The organism is Polyangium spumosum (genome assembly GCF_009649845.1).
GTDB lineage: Bacteria > Myxococcota_A > Polyangia > Polyangiales > Polyangiaceae > Polyangium > Polyangium spumosum.
Genome location: NZ_WJIE01000001.1, coordinates 1276181 through 1295071, shown reverse-complemented (window position 1 = coordinate 1295071; position 18891 = coordinate 1276181). Strand labels below are relative to the sequence as shown.

At 69.0% G+C, this 18891-nt stretch carries 15 protein-coding genes; 3 read left to right on the top strand and 12 right to left on the bottom strand.

Annotation, left to right across the window (positions count from 1 at the left end; translation table 11 throughout):
- Positions 1-38: 38 nt before the first annotated feature.
- The 9 genes from GF068_RS05415 to GF068_RS05375 all read right to left on the bottom strand — a co-directional run bounded on the left by GF068_RS05415 (position 39) and on the right by GF068_RS05375 (position 10591).
- Positions 39-644 (bottom strand): hypothetical protein, encoded by a 606-nt coding sequence (locus tag GF068_RS05415; protein WP_153818163.1) that lies wholly within the window; start codon positions 642-644, stop codon positions 39-41.
- 40 nt (positions 645-684) lie between these two features.
- Positions 685-1704 carry a TolB family protein gene (locus GF068_RS05410; RefSeq protein WP_153818162.1) on the bottom strand — a complete coding sequence of 340 codons (1020 nt, stop codon included), beginning with the start codon at positions 1702-1704 and terminating at the stop codon, positions 685-687.
- Positions 1705-1748: 44 nt separating this feature from the next.
- The gene (locus GF068_RS05405) at positions 1749-4061 is read right to left on the bottom strand and encodes a type VI secretion system Vgr family protein (RefSeq protein WP_153818161.1); all 2313 of its coding nucleotides are present in this window, start codon (positions 4059-4061) and stop codon (positions 1749-1751) included.
- Between the two features lie 20 nt (positions 4062-4081).
- A complete protein-coding gene (locus tag GF068_RS05400; RefSeq protein WP_153818160.1) occupies positions 4082-4594 on the bottom strand; it encodes a hypothetical protein in 513 nt (170 codons plus the stop codon).
- Positions 4595-4625: 31 nt separating this feature from the next.
- Positions 4626-5924: a hypothetical protein gene (locus tag GF068_RS05395; protein WP_153818159.1), complete on the bottom strand. Its 1299-nt coding sequence runs from the start codon at positions 5922-5924 to the stop codon at positions 4626-4628.
- A 3-nt stretch (positions 5925-5927) separates the two neighbouring features.
- Positions 5928-6842, bottom strand: coding sequence for a DUF4123 domain-containing protein (locus GF068_RS05390; protein ID WP_153818158.1), 915 nt, complete (start codon positions 6840-6842; stop codon positions 5928-5930).
- Between the two features lie 16 nt (positions 6843-6858).
- Positions 6859-8121, bottom strand: coding sequence for a PAAR domain-containing protein (locus GF068_RS44130; protein ID WP_206079397.1), 1263 nt, complete (start codon positions 8119-8121; stop codon positions 6859-6861).
- A 9-nt stretch (positions 8122-8130) separates the two neighbouring features.
- Complete coding sequence (locus GF068_RS05380) at positions 8131-9975, bottom strand: type VI secretion system Vgr family protein (protein ID WP_153818157.1); 1845 nt, start codon at positions 9973-9975, stop codon at positions 8131-8133.
- 202 nt (positions 9976-10177) lie between these two features.
- Complete coding sequence (locus GF068_RS05375) at positions 10178-10591, bottom strand: YkgJ family cysteine cluster protein (RefSeq protein ID WP_338046235.1); 414 nt, start codon at positions 10589-10591, stop codon at positions 10178-10180.
- Between the two features lie 277 nt (positions 10592-10868).
- Here GF068_RS05375 and GF068_RS05370 point away from each other — a divergent pair, with 277 nt between their 5' ends.
- Positions 10869-12410, top strand: coding sequence for a right-handed parallel beta-helix repeat-containing protein (locus GF068_RS05370; RefSeq protein WP_170319312.1), 1542 nt, complete (start codon positions 10869-10871; stop codon positions 12408-12410).
- On the opposite strand, the gene GF068_RS05365 is transcribed toward GF068_RS05370, so the two are convergent.
- Positions 12370-16053: an IPT/TIG domain-containing protein gene (locus GF068_RS05365; protein WP_153818155.1), complete on the bottom strand. Its 3684-nt coding sequence runs from the start codon at positions 16051-16053 to the stop codon at positions 12370-12372. The two genes, GF068_RS05370 and GF068_RS05365, sit on opposite strands and share 41 nt — an antisense overlap.
- A 651-nt stretch (positions 16054-16704) precedes the next feature.
- Positions 16705-16893, bottom strand: a complete 189-nt coding sequence (locus GF068_RS05360; RefSeq protein WP_153818154.1) for a hypothetical protein — start codon at positions 16891-16893, stop codon at positions 16705-16707.
- 84 nt (positions 16894-16977) lie between these two features.
- On the opposite strand from GF068_RS05360, the gene GF068_RS05355 reads away from it, so the two are divergent.
- Positions 16978-17454: a hypothetical protein gene (locus GF068_RS05355; RefSeq protein WP_153818153.1), complete on the top strand. Its 477-nt coding sequence runs from the start codon at positions 16978-16980 to the stop codon at positions 17452-17454.
- The gene (locus GF068_RS05350; RefSeq protein WP_153818152.1) at positions 17451-17915 is read left to right on the top strand and encodes a hypothetical protein; all 465 of its coding nucleotides are present in this window, start codon (positions 17451-17453) and stop codon (positions 17913-17915) included. Before GF068_RS05355 ends, GF068_RS05350 begins: the two co-directional genes overlap by 4 nt.
- A 25-nt stretch (positions 17916-17940) precedes the next feature.
- Here the strand turns inward: GF068_RS05350 and GF068_RS05345 are convergent, their stop codons facing one another.
- Complete coding sequence (locus GF068_RS05345; protein ID WP_153818151.1) at positions 17941-18843, bottom strand: NAD(P)-dependent oxidoreductase; 903 nt, start codon at positions 18841-18843, stop codon at positions 17941-17943.
- Positions 18844-18891 lie beyond the last annotated feature (48 nt).

Below are 18891 nucleotides of genomic sequence, written 5' to 3'. Positions count from 1 at the left end.
AGTAACAAGGCCGCCCGGGGGCGCATGCCCCCCGGGGGCTACTTCTCCTCGGGCTCGCCTTCGCCCTCGGAGTACTTCGGCGCGAGCGGAGCGCTCTGACCCTTGGGCTGGAGCAGCTCGAAGGTGTTGACGCAGAGCCCCAAGGGGACGACCCACGCGTCCCACACGTCGAGCGGCGCCATTCCGGTGAGCACGAAGAGGCGGTTGCCGTCCTCGAACATCGTGACGCGCAGCTTCATCTTGCCGAAATCACTCGCGTGCAGCGCGACCGCCTCCGCCGCCCAGCCGAACGGGAACTTGTTGAGCTTCATGCGCAGGAGCGCGAATTGCTGCAGATAACATTGCCGCTCCAGCCACTCGGCCACGTTGCCCTTCTTCGGCGCGGGGCGGACGCCGACCATGAAGAGGATCGGCGGGAGCATCTCCTTCGCCGCGCTGAAGAGCGCGAGCGGCATGAACTCGGACTCCTTCGAGAAGTTGATCTTGTCCACCGGCGCCGGCTGCTGGTACCAGCCGTCGGGCAAGAGAACGCTGAAATCGAGATCCGAGCGAGGCTGCCGGACCGTGACGGTGATGCAATCCTTCAGCTCTTCCGCGTTCGGGAAGACACCAGAGGTCGGGAGATCCGGATCGTCGAGCGCCATGTCGAGCTCTTCCTTGCTGGAATCGAGTCTAGCACCATCGTCAGAGCGGATCGTCGAATACGAAGAGGTGCGCTTGCCCCTCGCCGTCCACGGCGATCGTGTGGTCATCGAACAACCGAGGCGTGCCCGAGACCTCGTCCACCTCGGTCAGCGCCGCGAAGGTCTCGCGCTTGACGTCGAGCAGGACGAGGCGGGTCTCGCCCGGGCGCTCCTCGTGATCCGGCTTCTCCGCACGGAAAAAGGCGATGGAGCGGGCGGAGGGCGTGAACGTGGGCGTCCCCGGCGGATCGAGCAGGCCGCTCTCGTAGAGCACGTGCCCCTCGCCCTCGAGGCGCGGGACGACGATGAGCGCGCTCTTCTCCTGGTCCTCGTGCACGCAGAAGAGGCCAAGCGTCGCGCCCTTCGGGGACCAGAAAGGCCGGATGTGCACGTTCGCCCCCGGGATCTCGGTGAGGATCGACGTCACGACCACGCCCTTGTCGCGCTTGACGAGCCAGACCTCGGAGATCTCCTCGCCGTCGCGACCGGCCGTGTACACGATGTGCGCGCCGTCGGGCGAGACCGCGATCTGCGCGGGAAATGAGGGATCGGCGTCGTCCTCGAAGGGGCCGAGCTCGCGCGGCTCGGCCTCGTCGAGGCCATAACGGAGCAGCGATTTGCGGTAGGGGTCGGCGACGAGGATGGCGCCGCCGCCGGGCGTGAAGCCGTACCCGGTCCCTTCCACGCGCCGGATCTCGCCCGGCGTCTCCGCGCTCGCCCAGCCGACGGTGGCGCGGGCGCCGAGCAGGGGCGCGACGCGATAGGCGATACGCGCGCCGTCGGGGGAAAACGCGAGATCCTCGACGTCGCCCGGCTTCATGGGGACGAGGAGCCGGGCCGTGTGGGCATTTCCGATCTCCGCGATCCAGATCCCGCTCTGGTCCTCGCCTTCGTCCTCGCGGACGAACGCGATGCGGTGGCCGCCGGGCGCGAGCCGGCAGAGCCGAACGGCGGCGTCGCTCGGCACGGGCGCGTGGAGTGTGCGTTGCTGGTAGCGGATTGCGGCGCGTTGGCTGGCCATTCCCTGAAATACTCGTTCAGCTCGTGCAGGAGGCCGCTCGTGGCTCAGAGCAGGCCCGGCGGGACGAAGGGCGGGGTCTGGATGGAGGCGCTGATGAGCTTCGGCAGGCCCTTCTCCACGATGCTCTGCACCGGCTTCTTCAGGTCGATGCCCTGCACCTGGCTCAGGATCTCGCTCGCCTCGGACGGCAAGAAGTCGCGCAGCCCGCCGAGGGCCTGGTCGAATTTCTTGCCGAAGTTCTTCAAGAAATCGAGTGCGACCTTCGCGCGCGCGTGCACCTGCGCGATCGCTTGTCCCGGCAACCCCGCCATGAAGACCTGCTTCGGCGTGGGGGGCCGGTACGTGATGATCTGGCGCTGCATCGCGAGGCGCACGGCCCTCGGCTTCGGCTGGCCGAAGACCTCGCGCACCGCGCCGAGCGTGCGGCCCTCGGGCCTGCGCGCGCCGTCGCTCGCGCTGCCCTCCACCTTGGGCGCCTGGCCGGGCACGCTCTTCGTGTTGATGTAGACGTGTTTGCCCTCGATGATGACTTCTTTGCCCGATTTCAGGACGACATTACGATCGGCGAGCAGGTTGATGTCCGCGTCGTCGATGAGGCTCGTGCCCTTGCCCGTGGTGAGCGAGATCTTCGGGTGGATCGTCTCGATCATCGTCTCCTTGAGCACCATCGTCGGGGGCTTGTTCGGCTCCGTCTCCTTCCACTCGACCATGGCCGCGACGCTGCGCTGGCCGACGAGGACGTTGTCGACGGCGCCGATGAAGGAGCTGCGGTTCGCGCCGACGAAGATCGAGCGGTTCGCGCCCGTGCGCTCGTTCTCGTTCGCCTTGACGAGCTTGGAGAGGTTTCTCTGGGCCTGCACGTAGAGCACCTCCTTGCCCGCGGCGTCGTCGAAGGTGATCTCGTTCCAGCCCTCGGATTTCGGCGAGGACTGCGATTTCCAGGTGCTCACCGTCCGCTGTTCGGGGAGGTTGAAGGGCACGGGCGCGACCTTGTTGTACGCGCGGCCGATGAGGACGGGCTGATCGGGATCCCCTTCGAGGAAGCCGATCAAGACCTCCTGGCTCACGCGCGGCAGCACGATCATGCCAAACGCGCCGCCGGCCCAGGCCTGGCTCACGCGGATCCAGCAGGACGATTGATCGTCGTACTGGCCGTCGCGATCCCAGTGGAACTGCACGCGGACGCGGCCGTGCTCGTCGGTGTGGATCTCCTCGCCCTTCGGGCCCACGACGATCGCGCTCTCGACGCCCTCGACGACGGGCTTCGGCGTGACCTTCACGGGCCGGAACCGCGTCTTCTCCTCGACGAACGCGGCCGCGCCGGAGAGGCTCCACTCGCCGTCGTGCGTGCCCTCGACGCTGATCTCGGTGCAGAGGTAGCGGCCCGCCGTGACGTCGCCGCGCGGGTGGCCGGAGACGGTGAAGAGGACGCCCGGCGCGAGGTCGTAGGCATTCGAATCGAACTCGATCTCGCGCTTGCCGCGGCGCGCGGCCGCGAGATCGATGTCGGCCGCGAGCTTGCCCTCGATGTCGCCGGGGACGCGCGGCTTCTCGCGCCGATCCTTGACGAGCGCGGCCGGCGCGTAGCGATAGAGCTCGTAGAAATCCTCGGGTTTGTCCGACTTCGTCGCGTCGCCGAGCAGGTGGAAATCGGGGCGCACGAAGTCGTAGTCGCGGAAGCTCGCCGCGCCGGGGCGAATGCGGTGCGCGACCTTGAGGTTGCGGACGAACTCCTGGCGCGCGTCCTGGTTCGGCGCATAGACGAACGGCAGCACGGGGCGCTCCTCGCCCGCCTCGGGTTTGTCCGCCAGGATGAGCTCGGTCGTGTACGAGCCGGCCTTGCCGCCGCCGACCTGCTTGAAATGGTAGGAGATGCCCTCCTCCTCGAGCAGGCGGCTCACGAAATCGAAATCGCTCTCCTCGTACTGGACGCGATACTCGTGCTCCTGGTGATCGTCGGTCGTCTTCATCTGGTGGACGATCGAGTATTCACCGAGGATCTTCTGCACGATCTGCGGGATCGTCATGTGCTGGAAGATGCGGTTCCGCTTGCGGAGCCGGAGCAGGAACATCTGCGGGACGATCCGCACGAAATAGGTGGACAGGCCCGTCAGCTCGGCCTGCACCATCTGGATGTGGCTCGCGACGCCGGACCAGGCGCGCGGGGACGCGAGCGGACCGCCCATCATGAGGAACGCCGCCGGGCGACCGACGAAGCTCTCGAGATCGAGCCCGGCGAGGCGGGAGCGCGCGAGCACGCCCACGTCGAACGAGCCCGAGATCACCTCCCGCACGGAGAAATGCCGGACGTCGAGGGAGTCCTCGTTGTTTTCGAAAGCAAGCTCGAGCTCTGCCATGGTCGGCCTCGTCGATTCCGTCAGATCTGTTCGTCGGGATCGTCCCGCTTCACGGGGCGCAGCGGCGGGAGCGCGCGGCCGTGCGTGATGTCCGCGACGCGCGCGAACCAGCGCGTCGTCCACACGGCCGCGAGCTCCCGGAGCTCCTCCATGCCCTCGTCGAGGCCCTCCCGCGTCGTCGTGGCGAGAGGGAAATCCTTCTTCAGGAAATACATGCGTTTGTCCGGGTCGAGGTGGAAATACCCCCCGCCCTGCTCGAAGAGCCCGCCGATCGCCGGATCGTTGAGCGCGCGGCCGACCTTCATGAAATTGTCGATCTGCGCCTCGGGCGCGCCCTGGCGCCACGCCTTCGCCACGAAGACGCGGCCCGTGAGGGCGTCCTTGTCGGCGTCGTGCCGGAAGCCGAACTCGCCGAACGAGACGTCCCCGCCCGCGTCGAGCTCCGCGTCGTAGCGGCCCTCCTTGCGCGCGTAGAACTGCATGAGGGCCTCGGCCCTGTCCCGCCCCGGCGGCCTGTCTCCGTGCGTCGCCATATTCGTCCCTAGCGCCTCTCTCCGAGCGAGATCACTTGTTCTTGCCGCAGCCGCAGGTGTCGCCGGTCTTGTCGGCCTTCTGCTTCTGGTTGTACGCCTTGAAGTACAGGTCGTCGTCGATGCCGTGGTATTCGGTCATGCCCGGCAGCCAGTTCTTGTCGAGCTTCTGCCCATCCATCGCGAAATCGGCCTTCTGGCCGCGCTCGCCCGAGAAGAGGACGACGTCTCCGTTCGCGTACTTGTCATGGTCGCTCTTCTTGTCGCCGAGGCCGAAGACCATCGGCGTCGCGTCGTTCACGTGGACGTAATGCTCGTAGTCCGGGCCCTGCACCCATTGCGGCGCCGCAGAGCCGAAGCTCGTGACCTTCACGTTCCCGTCGAGCCCGGCGTTCGGCGCGGACGAGCCCGCCTTGAGCTCGTTGTTCGCGTCGAAGAGCGCGAGGCTCGTCACGGCGCCGCCCTGGCTGTGGGCGAAGATCTCGACGGGCCTGCCCGCCTCGCGCTCCTGCACGACGAGATCGCTCAGCGTGTTCACCGCGGGGTTGCGGCCGTCCGTGGTGAGGTCCTTCTTGCCCGCCGCGGCCTCGCGGATCAAGCGGCGATCCTTCGACGTCTGCTGCGCGTCACGCGCGAACCCCTCGGTCGCGTTGTACACGCCGATGACCGTCGCGCACGTCATGTCGCCGATCTGCTTCAGCGTCTTGCAATGCGCGTCGCGGTCCGTGTTGATGCCATTGACGTAGAAGATGGTCCGCGGCGGTTTGCCCGCGTTGCATTTCTTGCAGCACTCGGACGTCTCCGCCGAGGTGTTGTAATCCCCCTCGTCGGCCGCGCCTTTCTTGTCCGCGCGGTCGCCCTTGTTCGTGACCGGGTTGTATCCGGCCTGCTTCGCCTTCGCGACGTCGTCGGGCGTGACTGGCTGGCCCTTGTCCGTGAGCGGCTTGCATTGACCGTTCACGTAGCCGAAGAGCGAGCCGTCGTGATCGACGTCCTTCCCGGTGCAAGCAATACAGGGCTGCGCGGGCGGCTGGCCCGTGAAGAACTCTTTGGCCTTGCCGTAGGCGTCGCTGACCTTCTTCGCCCCGGAGTCGAGCGCGTCCTTGCCCGCGCCGAGGGCGTTGTAGCCGGCGTCGGCGACGGCGCGTGTCCCGCTGCGGACGCCCTCCTTGATGCCGTCCTTGATCGCGACCGCGGCATTGCCCACGGCCTTCGCGCCGCTGACGATGCCGTCGCCGATCGCCTTCGCGCCGCCGGTGATCGCGCCGGCCGTCTTCTTGGCGGCGTTCGAGGCCGTGCTCCAAGCTCTCTGCAGAAGATTGCCACCCGGCATGACTCAGGTCTCCTCGAGCGTACGAAGAAGCTTGCGCGTGAACTCCGAGATCCACGCGGCCTTGTCACCGGACGAGAGGTGCTTGGCCGCGAGCGTCTCCGCCACGGCAGGCATCGCCGTGTCGAAATCACCGCCGAGCGCCCAGGCCGTGATGACGTATGTCACGAGCTCGAGCTCGGTCGAGAACCCGTGCATCGAGCGCGCCCTGTCGATCTGGTCCGCGACGAAGAACTTGAGCTGGGGCCTCGGCTCCTCCCGCGCGTCCGGGAACTGCGCCTGGAGGAAATTCACCGTGCGATCGGTGAAGCGCTCCTCGGTCGCCTTCGAGAAGGCGCGCATCTGCGCGGGGCGGAGCTTGTAGAGCACGTCCTCGCGCCGCCGCGGCGCGCCCTCGATGACGCGCTTCCAGAAGAGCGCGCCGAGGCCGTCCTCCGTGGGGATGCCGAACTCGCTCACCGGGCCGTAGAAATCGTCGAGCTCGAGCGCCGTGCAGCAGTCGAGCCACGTGACGAGCACGCGCGGATCGTAGAAGCGGAAGTTCATCTTCGTGCCCGCCGGCGACTGGACCACGAGGTAGCGGCGAAAATGCCGCCGCACGCCCTCGAGGTTCGTGTCGGCGATCACGAAGACGCAGAGGCTCGGATCCTCTGCGAGGCCCTCGCGCAGCCACGTCCACGCCGCAGAATCGACCTGGAAGAGGTACGGCGCCGCGTCAGCCCACTCGGCCGCGTCCCGCGGTTTGTAGAGACAGACGGCGCCGAGGGGGCCGGCTTCGGCGGCCTTCTCCGCGACGTACGGCGCGTCGGCCGCGTCGACCGCGGCGAAGAGGCGACCCGAAGCCGCGAGGCGCTCGATCCCGTCGGCGAAGGCCGCGGTCGTGACGAGGGGAGACTCGCGCTCGTGTATGCCGGTGTCCATCGAGCCTCGTTCCCCCTCAGAAATCACACTTGATCGGCGTGAACGGCGAGGCCGCGCGCTTCGCGGCCTTGAGCGTCATCGCCTGGGATTTGTTGCGGATGCCGATCGCGTCGACGATGACGCCGGGCGCCTTGTCCGGCGCGGGCGCGCCGGGGCGGTACGCGGGCGGGTTGCCGCCGATGAGCACGGTCATGCAGCCGATCGCGATCGTGTCGATGCCGATCACGCCGGGCATGCCGGGGATCTCCTTCGGCTCTTTTTTCTCCTCCTCGGCCCGCTCGATCGTGATGTTGAGCTTGAAGCCGAGGCCCGCGAGCAACGCGCCGACCTTCGCGCCGAACCCCATCTGGAACTTGCCGTCGCGGTAACCCGCGAACGCGCTCGCGCGCGCCTCCGCCGTGAGCAGCGCCCCCGAGCCCTCGCCCTCCGCGCTGATCTTGAGGCCGAAGAGCGTCACGGACTTCTTCCCCGAGACCTTGCCCTCGACGACCGACGCGCCCGCGCCTGCGCCCGCTTCGACGTACGCCGCCTCGACCCTCCCGTCCTTGACCTCGAACTGCCCGCCCGCGTTTGCGTCGGCCTTCGCCGTGAGGACCTTCGCCTCGCCCGAGACCTCGCCCCACCCGTCCGCGTCGCCGGCCTTGCCCGCCGCGCGGAAGAGCGAGCCCTCGATCTCGGCCTTGCCGCCGGCGTTCGCCTTCATGTCGCGAACGCTCTCGAACTCGGCGTTTGCCCCGATGGAACCCTGCGTCGAGCCCGAGAACCAGTCCGTGTAGTTGTCGAGGGGTTTGCCGTCGTGGCCCTTGGGGATGGTCGTCGCGCTCCAGAGCTCGCGGTTGGCGCCGACCGCGACCTTGGGTTGCCACTGGTTGGCCTTCGGATCGGGGCTCATCGCGTTGCCGAGCGCGTCGTCGGCCGCGTTGTCGACCGCCTCTCTGAGCGACTTGCCCGTGCCCTCGCCCTCGACCTTGCTCTCTCGCGTGGCGACGCCGTCCGCGTTGAGCTTCCACGATCCCTGGTCGGGTTTTTCGGCGTTGCCCCCGCCGAGGGCCGTGGAGGGCGCCATGCACGTGCACGCGTCGCCCACGCGCGCGACGCCGACCTTGTTGATGAAGACCGTCTCCGAGGTCTTCGTGACGGGCCCGGGTCCGTGCAGCGGGCAGATGTGTTTGTCGATCAGGCGCGCGGCGGGCATCCCGCCGATCGTGACGTCGGGCGAACCCTCGGCGATCACGCCGCCGTGGACCGTCAGATCGCCTTTGCGTGCGGCTTGCGGCATGGCGGGCTCCTAGCAGTTGATCTTCACGAACGGGCCGCCGTGGATGACGACCTCGCCGCCCGCGTTCAGCTTGATGTTGCCGTCGGCCTTGAGCGTGATCGTGGGTCCGTCGAGCACGATCGTGGCCTTGCCCGTGGTCAGCGTGATCTTGCCGTCGACCATCTCGATCATGGTCTCCTGCTTCTCGACGTCGGGGTTGCCCATGGCCTCGACCTTGAGGTCCTTGGGCTTGGCCATGAGGAGCGTGTACTTCGAGCCGACGAGCGTGGTGTCGACGGCGCCGACGACGCTCGACCGGTTCGCGCCCACGACCATCGTGCGGTTCGCGCCGGTGCGCTCGGTCTCGTTGCGCTTCACGAGCTTCGAGAGATCACGCTGCGCCTGGACGAACAAGAGCTCCTTGCCCGCCTTGTCCTCGAACATGATCTCGTTGAAGCCGCCGTTCGTCGGCGAGCTGTTCGTCTTCCAGGTGCTCTTCGTCCTCTCGTCGGGCAGCTTGTACGGGACGCGGTTCTTGCCGTTGTAGAGGCGGCCGACGATGACGGGTTCGTCCGGGTTCCCCTCCCAGAAGCCGACGAGCACCTCCTGCCCGACGCGCGGGATCGTCATCATGCCGTACGCGGCGCCGGCCCAGCCCTGGCTCACGCGGATCCAGCAGGTCGAGTTCTCGTCGTACTTGCCGTCGCGATCCCAGTGGAACTGCACGCGCACGCGGCCGTACTCGTCGGTGTAGATCTCCTCGCCCTTCGGCCCGACGACGAACGCGCTCTGCAGGCCGTTGATCTTGGGGCGCGGCGTGCGCTGCGCGGGCCTGTGCAACACGTCGGTGAACGTGGCCTCGCCGGAGAGCGTCCACTCGCCGTCGGGCGTGCCCTCGTGCAGCGCCTCGAGCACGAGCAGCTTCTTGCTCGGGTCGAGGTCCTCGCGCGGGTGGTTGTCGATGCTGAAGATCACGCCGGGCGCGAGATCGAACGCGTTCGCCTCGTAGGAGACGACGCGCTTCGTGCGGCGCTCGGCCTCGAGGAGGATGTCCGCGCGGCGCTTGCCCTCCTTGTCGTCGGTGAAGGCGCCGTGCTCGTAGACGTATTGCTCGAAGAAGTCCTCCTTCTTCGTCTTCTCGGCCTCGCCGCGGAGGAGGAACTTGGGTTTTTCGAAGTCGTAGTCGCGGATCATCGCGGCGCCGGGGCGGACCTGGTGGGCGAGGTGGACGCGGCACATCCACTCGTTGTTGCCCGGCTGGTTCGGGTTCTCCGCGTGGCGGATGGGCGGGCGCGCCTCGCCGCGCGTGGGCGCGTCGCAGACGTGCAGCTCGGTGAGCAGCGTGTTGCCGCGGAGCGCCTGGCCGAACCAGTACGAGATGCCCTCTTCCTCGAGCAGGCGGCTCACGAAGGCGAAATCGGTCTCGCCGTACTGGACGCGGTACTCGTGCTCGGGGTGCGGCTCGGAGAGCTTCATCTTCGGCTCGATGCCGTACTCGCCGAGGATCTTCTTCACGATGTCGGGGATCGACATCTTCTGGAAGATGCGGTTGCCCTTGCGCTGCGTGAGCAGCCACATCGTGGGCACGATGCGGATGAGGTAGGTCGAGAGTCCGAGCGAGGTGCCCGTCGGCGGCTCGACGTCGATCTGCTCGGCGTGGCTGACGACGCCGGTCCACGCGCGCGGCACGTTGAGGTTGCCGATCGCGAGCAGGCCTCCGGCCTTGCCGACGAGCGATTCGAGGTCGATGTCCTCCTTCGGCGAGCGCGCCACGACGCTGGCGCTGAAGAGCGTGGAGATGCCCTCGTGCACCGAGAAGTGCCGCACCGAGAGGCTCTGCTCGCCGGACTCGAAGGAGAGATCGAGGATCGCCATTGGCCCAGCCTACGAAAAGGCAGGCGAGGCACGCAAGGGGGCCGAGCCCTGCGATCAAAAAGACGACACCACGCGTCATCGCCGCGGAGGAGCTATTCGTGAAAAATCACGCCGGAGGTGTAGATTGGCGGTGAGGGCGGGGGATCGCGTGGTCGAGCACGCGTCGTGGGGGGGTCGGTGATCTCGCCTGCAGGAGGCGGGATCAGCGGGCGGCTTTGAGGAGCTGCTTCTTGAAGGTGAGGCGGACGATGGGGACGATGGTGGGGTCGTCCTGGATCTCGCGTTCGAATTGGAGGACCTCGTAGTAGCCGCAGCGGCTCTTTCCGGGGTATTCGCGGCAGGCCTGGGGGCGGCCTTCGTAGATGGTGCAGCCGCGGGTCTCGGGGTGCAGGAATTTGCAGGCCTTGCCGAAGAACGGGTCCCTCTTGCGGCGGAGGATGCGGCCGCCGAATCGGTGCACGGTGAAGCGTTTTTCGGCGACCTCGGGGGTGACGCCAAAATGGGCGGCGAGCCGCTTGACGTCCTTGGTCGTCACCTCGACGCGCTCGTAGATGGAGCAGCAAAATGCCACGCACTTGTTGCAATCGTATTGAACGCGCGTTCGTCCGGCGGCCACGGCTGACTCCAGGGAGAGGGGGAAATGGATGGATGGGATGCCGCGTCCCGTGACGAGGCGGCGCGAGTCTAGGCGCATCACGCGCGCGGGTCGAGGGGGTGTTCGGGGAGGTTCGTCCAGGCAGGCGAGGTGCGCTCGGGTACGCGCTTCGGACGAACCCGCCCCGCCGTGGACGGTCTCCTCCGCGTCCCGGACGGCAGGTTTGTATGTTGTCTCGCGTTTTATCGTGACGGTGCCGATGACGGCGCTACCTTTCACGCCACGCGGAGGTGCTGTGATGCGTGTTCTCTTGGGCGCCGCTCCGCTTGTCTTGCTCCTTGCGTGCTCGCGCTCGGCCTCGCCCGGCGACCACGACGCGGGGACGTCGACCGAGGCCCACGCGGGGCCGCCGCGAATGCAGAACCTCGCGGCGGTGGGGCCCGCGAAGGACAGGTCCGTGCCGCCCTCGGGCGGGAGGCGATTCCGGGTTTCCCCGCTCGGCAACGACGTCAACGATTGCTCGGATGCCCACCCTTGCCGGCAAATCCAGCGCGGCGTGAAGCTCGCGACGGCGCCGGGCGACGTGCTGCTCGTGGAAGACGGGGAATACGAGCGCTTCACCGTGGACGGGCTCCGCGGCGAGCCGGGGCGGCCGATCACGATATTCGCCATCGGCAGGCGCGCCATGGTGAACCCGGATCGCGATTGCAAGAACAAGTACCATTGCCGGGACAACATCATCCTCCGGAACGCGCGCCACGTCGTCCTCGACGGGATCGCGTCGCAGGGCGCGCCCCGGGCCGCGGTCGCGGTGTTTTACGGGAAGAACGTCACGATCCGGAACGGGTCGTATTTCGACAACGGGCGCTGGGGGATCTTCTCGTCGTTCGCGGACGACCTGACCATCGAGCACAACGAGACCCGCAGGAGCCGGCGCGAGCACGGGATCTACGTGTCGAACAGCGGCGACAGGCCCGTCATCCGGGCGAACGTGGTACGCGACAACGACGGCTGCGGCATCCAGATCAACGCCGACATGCGGGAGAAGCCCGAGGTCGACAAGTACGGCAAGCCCTTGTACGACGGCGTGGCCGACGGGCTCGTGACCGGGGCGTCGATCGAGCGCAACCTGATCATCGGCAATGGCAGCGGCGCGCTCGCCAACCAGAACAAACGGCGCGGCGCGGCCATCAACCTCGACGGCGTGCACGACTCGATCGTCCAGGGGAACGTGCTCTACGACAACGCCGCGTCGGGGATCGCGGCGTTCGGGGACGAAGACGGGACGGAGGTGGACAAGGACGCGGACGGGGACGGCCGTTTTGGTCCGAAGGGGCTGACGATCGCGCACAACACGGTGGTGATGCCGAGCGGGGCGCGGCACGCGCTGCAGCTCCGGCTGAGCGTGGGGCCGAACGTGGTGCGCAACAACATCCTGCTCCATCAGGACAAGCGGCGCGCGGGGCTCGAGCTCGTGACGGAGAAAGACGCGAAGCTCGTCGAGAGCGACGGGAACGTCCTCGACCGCGTGGCCCTGGGCGACGACGTGCGGCCGCTCGCGCACTGGCGCAAGAAGCTCGGCCAGGACAAGCATTCGCTCTCCCTGTCGATGTCGCAGCTCTTCAGGGATCCGGCGAGGGGCGATTTCACGCTCCTGCCGGCGTCGCCGGCGGCCCGGGGCGCGATGGACGATCCGGTCGACGAGCGCCAGGATTTCTTGGGGAAATCACGCCGGAGGCGGGGGAAGGGTCAGCACAGCATCGGGGCCTGCGAGGTGGCGCCCGCGGAGGATTCGATCTTCAAGGCATCACCAGTCGGACCACGCGCTCGCCAGCGATGAGGACGAGGTCCGTGCCATCCACGCTGATGGCACGGACGCCCCGCGGGGCGACGGCGAGGGCCGGCGCGCCGCTCGTGATGCGGCCCGGCGCGCCGCTGCCGAAGACGTGCGCGAAGCGGCTCGTCGGGCCGATCATGCCGCTCGCGTCGGGCTCGACGGCGATCAGCGTGTTGCCGAAATCGTTGGCGATGACGAGCTCGCCCGTCGGCAGGAACGTGATGTCGCTCGGGCGGTTCAGGCGCAGGTCGGCGGCGACGCCGGGCTTGGCGAGGCCGTAGCGCTGGCTGTCGCCGGCGAGCACGGTCTCCGCGGTGAAGGGGCCCGCGGCGGGGACGCGGCGCACCGCGTTCGAATCGTACGACGCGACGTAGAGATCGCCGTTCGAAGCGAAGGCGATGCCGCTGATGTTCGGCCCGAGGCTGAGCGGGATGTCGTCGATGTGGCCGGGCTCGAGCGTGACGCCGAAGGTGGTGAGGGCCTGGTTCGTGACGTTGACGACGCGCAGCACGCTCGCGTCGGCGAAGTAGAGCGCGCCGCTCGGGCCGACGACGGCCTTGCCGGCGCCCGTGTTGATGGCGACACGCGCGGCGGCGGCGAGGCCCGCCGCCTGCTGCTCGGCGGTCGTGGCGGCGCGGCCGTCGCCCGCGACGACTTCGATCAAGCCCGTCGTGAGGTCGATCTTCGACAGGCGCGGCAGCGTCGCCTCCATGAGGTAGACCGCGCCGCCCGCGAGCTCGAAGCCGCGCAGGGCGGCCAGATCGGAGGACGTGGCGAGGCCATCCGGGCCGATGGTGTTGCCGGTGTAGCCCGTGCCGGCGAGGGTCGTGAGCAGGTTCGTCGTGCGATCCTGCGCCACGACGAGCGCGCCCGAGGTGTAGATGTAGCGGTCGTTCGCTGCGTCGACGCGGATGGCGCTCAGGCTGTTCAGCGCGCGGAGCGAGAGCGCGGGCATGTTGTCGAGCTTCGCCGGGCCCGTGCCGGCGATGGTCTCGACGAGGCCCGGATCCCCCGCGGCGTCGAAGAGGACGCGGCGCAGGCGGCCCTCGCTGAGCACGAGGAGCGAGCCGCTCCGATCGACGAAGGGGCGCGAGAAGAGCGCGAACGTGGCGCTCTTCGCGGGGCCGCCGTCGCCCGCGTAGCCGGCGTTGGGGATGGCCGCGCCCATGTCCCAGCTCCCGGCGACGAAGTCGACGCAGTCGCCCTCGTCGAGCGCCGCGGGCAGGCTCCCGCCGGCCGGGCGGATGCGGCGGATGAGGCCATGGCGGCTGCCGATGAGCAGATCCCCGCGGACCGGATCGACCACGGCGCCGTCGTTGATGCCGAGGGGCATGGAGAGCGCAGGGCAACCCTCCGCGGGCAGGCTCGAGAAGTTGCCCCCGCCCGCGAGGGCCACGCTCTCGACGTACATCGGATCGCCGATCGGCGGTCTGTCCGCGGGGATCTTGCGGACCTGGATCGCGGACGCCGTGTAGAGGTTGCCCTCGGCGTCGAGGGTCACGGTGAGCGGGTTGGAGACGCCGATGTTGGCGATCGGCTGGACCGCGTCGGCCGCGATGTTCACGCCCCACGCGGCGGTGGCCGTGCCCGTCGTGTTGATCGCGCGGATCGTGCCGTTGTTGTTGTCGGCGATGAGCAGGATCGAGCCATCGGCCGTGAAGGCGAGGTCGCTGATGCCGTTGAAGCTCGCGGCGAGGCGATTGCCGCCATCGCCGCCGTTGCCGGACGACTGCGTGCCGGCGTATTGCGTGACGGAGCCGTCGGTGCGCTTCGCGTGGAAGATGCGGAAGTTGCTCGCGAAGTACGCGTCCCCGGTGACGGGGTGGATCACGACCGTGCCGACGCCTTCGGGTCCCGTGGCGATCGTCTGGATCGTCTTCGGCTGGATGGTCTTGCCGAACATCGTGAGGGGCGCGGCGCCGTTGTTGATGACGCGCACGCGCTTGCGGTCGGCGATGTAGTAGTTGTTCGCGGCGTCCGTCGTGACGAACGAGCCCTCGATCGAGGCGAGCAGGGGATCCTGACCGTCGCCGATCTCGTCCTCCTCGGGCCCGCCGCCCGCGAGGATCTCGAAGCCACCCGTGACGCCGAAGACGGCCGCGACCGTGGTTTGTCCGTCCGCTTCGACGAGGACCTCGGCCGGGCCGAAGTCGACGGCGGGGACCTCGACGACGAGGCGATCGGGCTCGGCGGAGAGGACCTCGGCCTCCATGCCGTCGAAGGTGACCTTGTTCATCGCGGGATCGGCGGCGAAGCCCGTGCCGCGCAGGACGAGCGCGCTGCCGGGGGCGCCGCCGGCCGGGGTCGTGTCGAGCACGCTGAGCGCGGGCGTGGTGCCGGTGATCGTGGCCGCGACGTAGCTCCGCGCGGGCAAACGCATGGGCGCCGCGAGGGTGATCGGGCCGGTGACGGCGTCCGCGGGGACGGTGACGACGACCTGGGTGCCGGCGGCGTTGATCGAGGTGACGGGCGCAGGCGCGGCCGAGCCGGCGAAGGTGACGGTGAGCTCCGCGGGCTGTACGCCGAGGAAGCCGGCGCCGAGCAGGGTCATGTTCTCGCCGGGCGCGTGGGGCGCGTCGACGGCCGTGACCGTGAGCTCGGCGGGGATCGAGGCGTCGGTGATCGTGAGCGGGAGCCAGTTCGAACGGAGGCCGTTCACCTCGATGGCCACGGCGCCGGTGGCGAGCGTGGACTCGGAGTTGCCGACGCCGAGCGCGAAGGCGAGATCGCCGGGCATCGCCTGGTTCGTGACGATCTTGCGGCGCGTGCCGCTGCGGCCCGGGATGGCGAGCTGGTTCGCCTCGACGGACGCGGGGTCGAAGCCGAGGCCCTGGACCTTCAACGTGGAGGAGAGTTTTGCTTGCGTGACGTCGGTGGACGCGGCGACGGGCAGGTGGGTGAAGCCCGGCGAGAACGTCGCGAGCGGCTGGCCGTCGATGGTGAGGGTGACGATGCGGGTGCGGGCGATGGCGGCGGGCGTGGTGACGCTGATCGTGGCGTCGTCGAGGACGATGACGTCGGCCGCGGGCGTGTCGCCGAAGAGCACGCCGACGGCGCCGACGAAGCCGTAGCCGCTGATCGTGACGAGCTCGCCGCCCGCGGAGCTGCCGGCCGCCGGGTGGATGCCGAGGATGTTGACGGCGGGCTCGACCTCGATGGTGAAGTCCTGCTTCGCGTTTTGCCCGTCGGGGCCGGTCGCGACGAGGGAGACGGCCTGCGGCCCTTCCTGGCCCGTGACGGGTGTCCACGTGACCTCGCCGGTCGTGGGATCGACTTGCATGCCGTCGGGCTTGGCCTCGAGCGAATAGGTGATCGTGTCGCCGGGCTGCGCGTTCTCCTGCACGGCCTCTGCCGGGTACACGTACGCCTCGCCGACGCGCGCGGTGAGGACGGGCATCGTGGTGAACGAGACCGGGCCACGCATGACCTCCTGTCCGCCGGAGCCGCCGTCGCCGCCCATGCCGCCGGTCGCGCCCGCGCCGCCCGAGCCGCCGGAGCCGCCCATGCCGCCGGAGCCGCCGCTGCCCGACGGGTTCGTCGTGCCGGTGGTGGCTGTCGAGTCGTCCCCGCAGCCCGTCGCAAAGGCGGCGAGCGGGAGGCTCATCATGAACGCGAGCGAGAGTCGACTGAACGAACGGGAACGCATGGCGGGCTCCTCCTGTGACGGAAGGGAAGATCGAGGAGGATAGATGGGCGAGCGGCATGGCAGGAAGAGGAGAGACGCGGCCCTTGGTGCGAGCGACGGTGCCCTCGGCGCGAGCGACGGTGCCCTTGGCGCGAGCGACGGTGCCCTTGGCGCGAGCGATGGTGCCCTTGGCGCGAGCGACGGTGCCCTTGGCGCGAGCGATGGCGCCCTTTGTGCGAGCGACTCCGCCCTTTGTGCGAGCGACTCCGCCCTTGGCGCGAGCGATGGTGCCCTTTGTGCGAGCGACTCCGCCCTTGGCGCGAGCGACTCCGCCCTTGGCGCGAGCGACTCCGCCCTTGGCGCGAGCGACTCCGCCCTTGGCGCGAGCGACTCCGCCCTTGGCGCGAGCGACTCCGCCCTTCGTGCGAGCGACCCGGCCGTTGTGGAACACGACTCGGCCGTCGCGGAACACGACCCGGCCGTCGCGGAACACGACCCGGCCGTCGCGGAACACGACTCGGCCGTCGCGGAACACGACTCGGCCGTCGCGGAACACGACTCGGCCGTCGCGGAACACGACCCGGCCGTCGCGGAACACGACCCGGCCGTCGCGGAACACGACTCGGCCGTCGCGGAACACGACCCGGCCGTCGCGGAACACGACCCGGCCCTTCACGCGATCCGGTGGAGCAGCGCCTCCTCGCCCAAGAGCCTCTGGACGTTGCCCGCCACGATGTCCGCGATCCGCGCGAACGCCTCCTCCGTCGAGCCCGCCACGTGCGGCAGGACGACGACGTCTTCGCGCTGGTAGGGAGGATCCGCCGGATCCCACGGCACCTCCCAGAACACGTCGAGCGCCAATGCCAGCGGCGACGTCGAGCGACGGCACGACGTTCCTTCGACGTCCTTGTATCCTCGCCGAAGAGCGACTACCTGCCGTCATCGATGTCGGGGCTCTTCTTCATTCGTAAAAGTGGCAAGGTCGCCTGCTACTTCGGCCGCTGGATGGGAGAGCGCGCCACGGCCGTCTTCATGCGTGGCCCCGGCTATGCCTTCGATATCGTGACGGACCTCGAGCGCCTCGAGCGCCCGAATGCCGCCACTGCGGGCTTCCTGCTCGATTTCGACACGAAGCGGGCGGTCTTGTTCGACGCCGCGATTCGCTGGTCCGCCGAGGACGCGGAGGACCCGAGCGCTCCGGGGCCGCTGGGCATCGCACTGCGCGTGCCCGAGGTCGAACGACTCGATCTCCGCCCCGAGGAGCAGGCGCTGGTGGACGTCGCCAGGCGAGGCACGACGTGGGCGGCGTTCGTCGATGCGCTCCAAGCGGTCGAGCTACGGGATTCCTATCGCGATTGGTCGATCGAGTGGGTCGGGACCAGCGCAGCGCTCGCCCACCTCGGGGGCACCCTCGCCCCGTGACGCGGTCGACCGGTCTCGCCTTCGTGGACGACAAGCTCGCGCGAAATGACCTCGTCCTCTGCCGCGTGGTCGCGACCTCCAGCGCGCAGACGCTCCGCGCGATCGCCGAGCGCGTTCGCTCGAATGGACACGGCTGCTCCGTGCGTGACGGCGAGCCCTTCGAATTCGTTCATGCACCTGGCAGTTGGGGTGCCGTCCCTCTCGCCGTCGGGGATCGTGCGCTCGTCTTCGTTCGCGTCATCTCGGGGCGGCTCTACGAGGAGGCCTGGAACGGGCATTGGAACGTCGAAACCGTTGCGGGCGATGACGTCGCGATCCTCCCGGTTCCTTCGTTGTGGTGCTCCCCCGAACTCCCGGACGAGCTCCGCTCCGTCGTGCGCCCGGCACCAGGCCGGCCTTCCTCCTCCGCGATCGTGCTCGAACCGCTCCTCGGTTTCCTCGGTTTCCTCGGTCTCGCGTGAGCCGGAGGCGGATCCGAGCTCGTCCTCACGCAATCCGATGGAGTAATGGCTCGCCGCGGACGAGCCGAAACACATTGCCCGCGACGATGTCGGCGATCCGCGCGAACGCCTCCTCCGTCGAGCCCGCCACGTGCGGCAGGACGACGACGTCCTCGCGCCGGTAGAGCGGATCCGCCGGATCCCACGGCTCCTCCCAGAACACGTCGAGCCCCGCGCCGCCGAGCCTGCCCGATTCGAGCGCGTGAACCAGCGCCTCCCGCTCGACGATCGGGCCCCGCGCCACGTTGACCAGCAGCGCGCCGGGCTTCACGCGCGAGAGGAACGCCTCGCCGACGAGGCCACGCGTCGCCGGCGTGAGCGGGCAGTGGACGCTGATCACGTCGGAGCGGGCAGCGAGATCGAGGACATCTTCGCGCGAGGTCGTGCTGCGGGCGGCGAGGACACGCATGCCGACGGCCTCGGCGAAGCGGGCCAGCGCCATGCCGGAGCGGCCGAGGCCGAGGATCCCGAGGGTGCGGCCCGCGAGCTCGACGCCGAGCGGCGCGCCGATGGAGCGCTCGGCGAAGGCGCGCGTGGCGCGAGGCAAGCGGCGCGCGAGGGCGAGGATCAAGAAGAGGGCCGCCTCCGCCACCGCTTGCCCGTTCGTGCCAGGGGCGTTGCACACGGGGACGCCCCGGGCGCGCGCGGCCGAAAGGTCGATGCCCTCGGTGCCCACCGCGGGCTGCTGGATGAGGCGGAGATTACGCGGCGCGGCAATGACGGCGGCGTCGAAGCGCGCGTTGGACGGCAAGAGGACGTCGGCGTCCTCGATCTGCGTCGCGAGCGGAAGCTGCCCGTCCCACGAGCGGATCACGACGCCCGAGGGCAGACGCGCGCGGATGGCGTCGACGATCGGAAACCAGCCCGTGCCACAGAAGACGATCTGCACGGAACGACCGTTACCGCCGTCGCGCCGTGAACGCACGCGCCCCGGCGA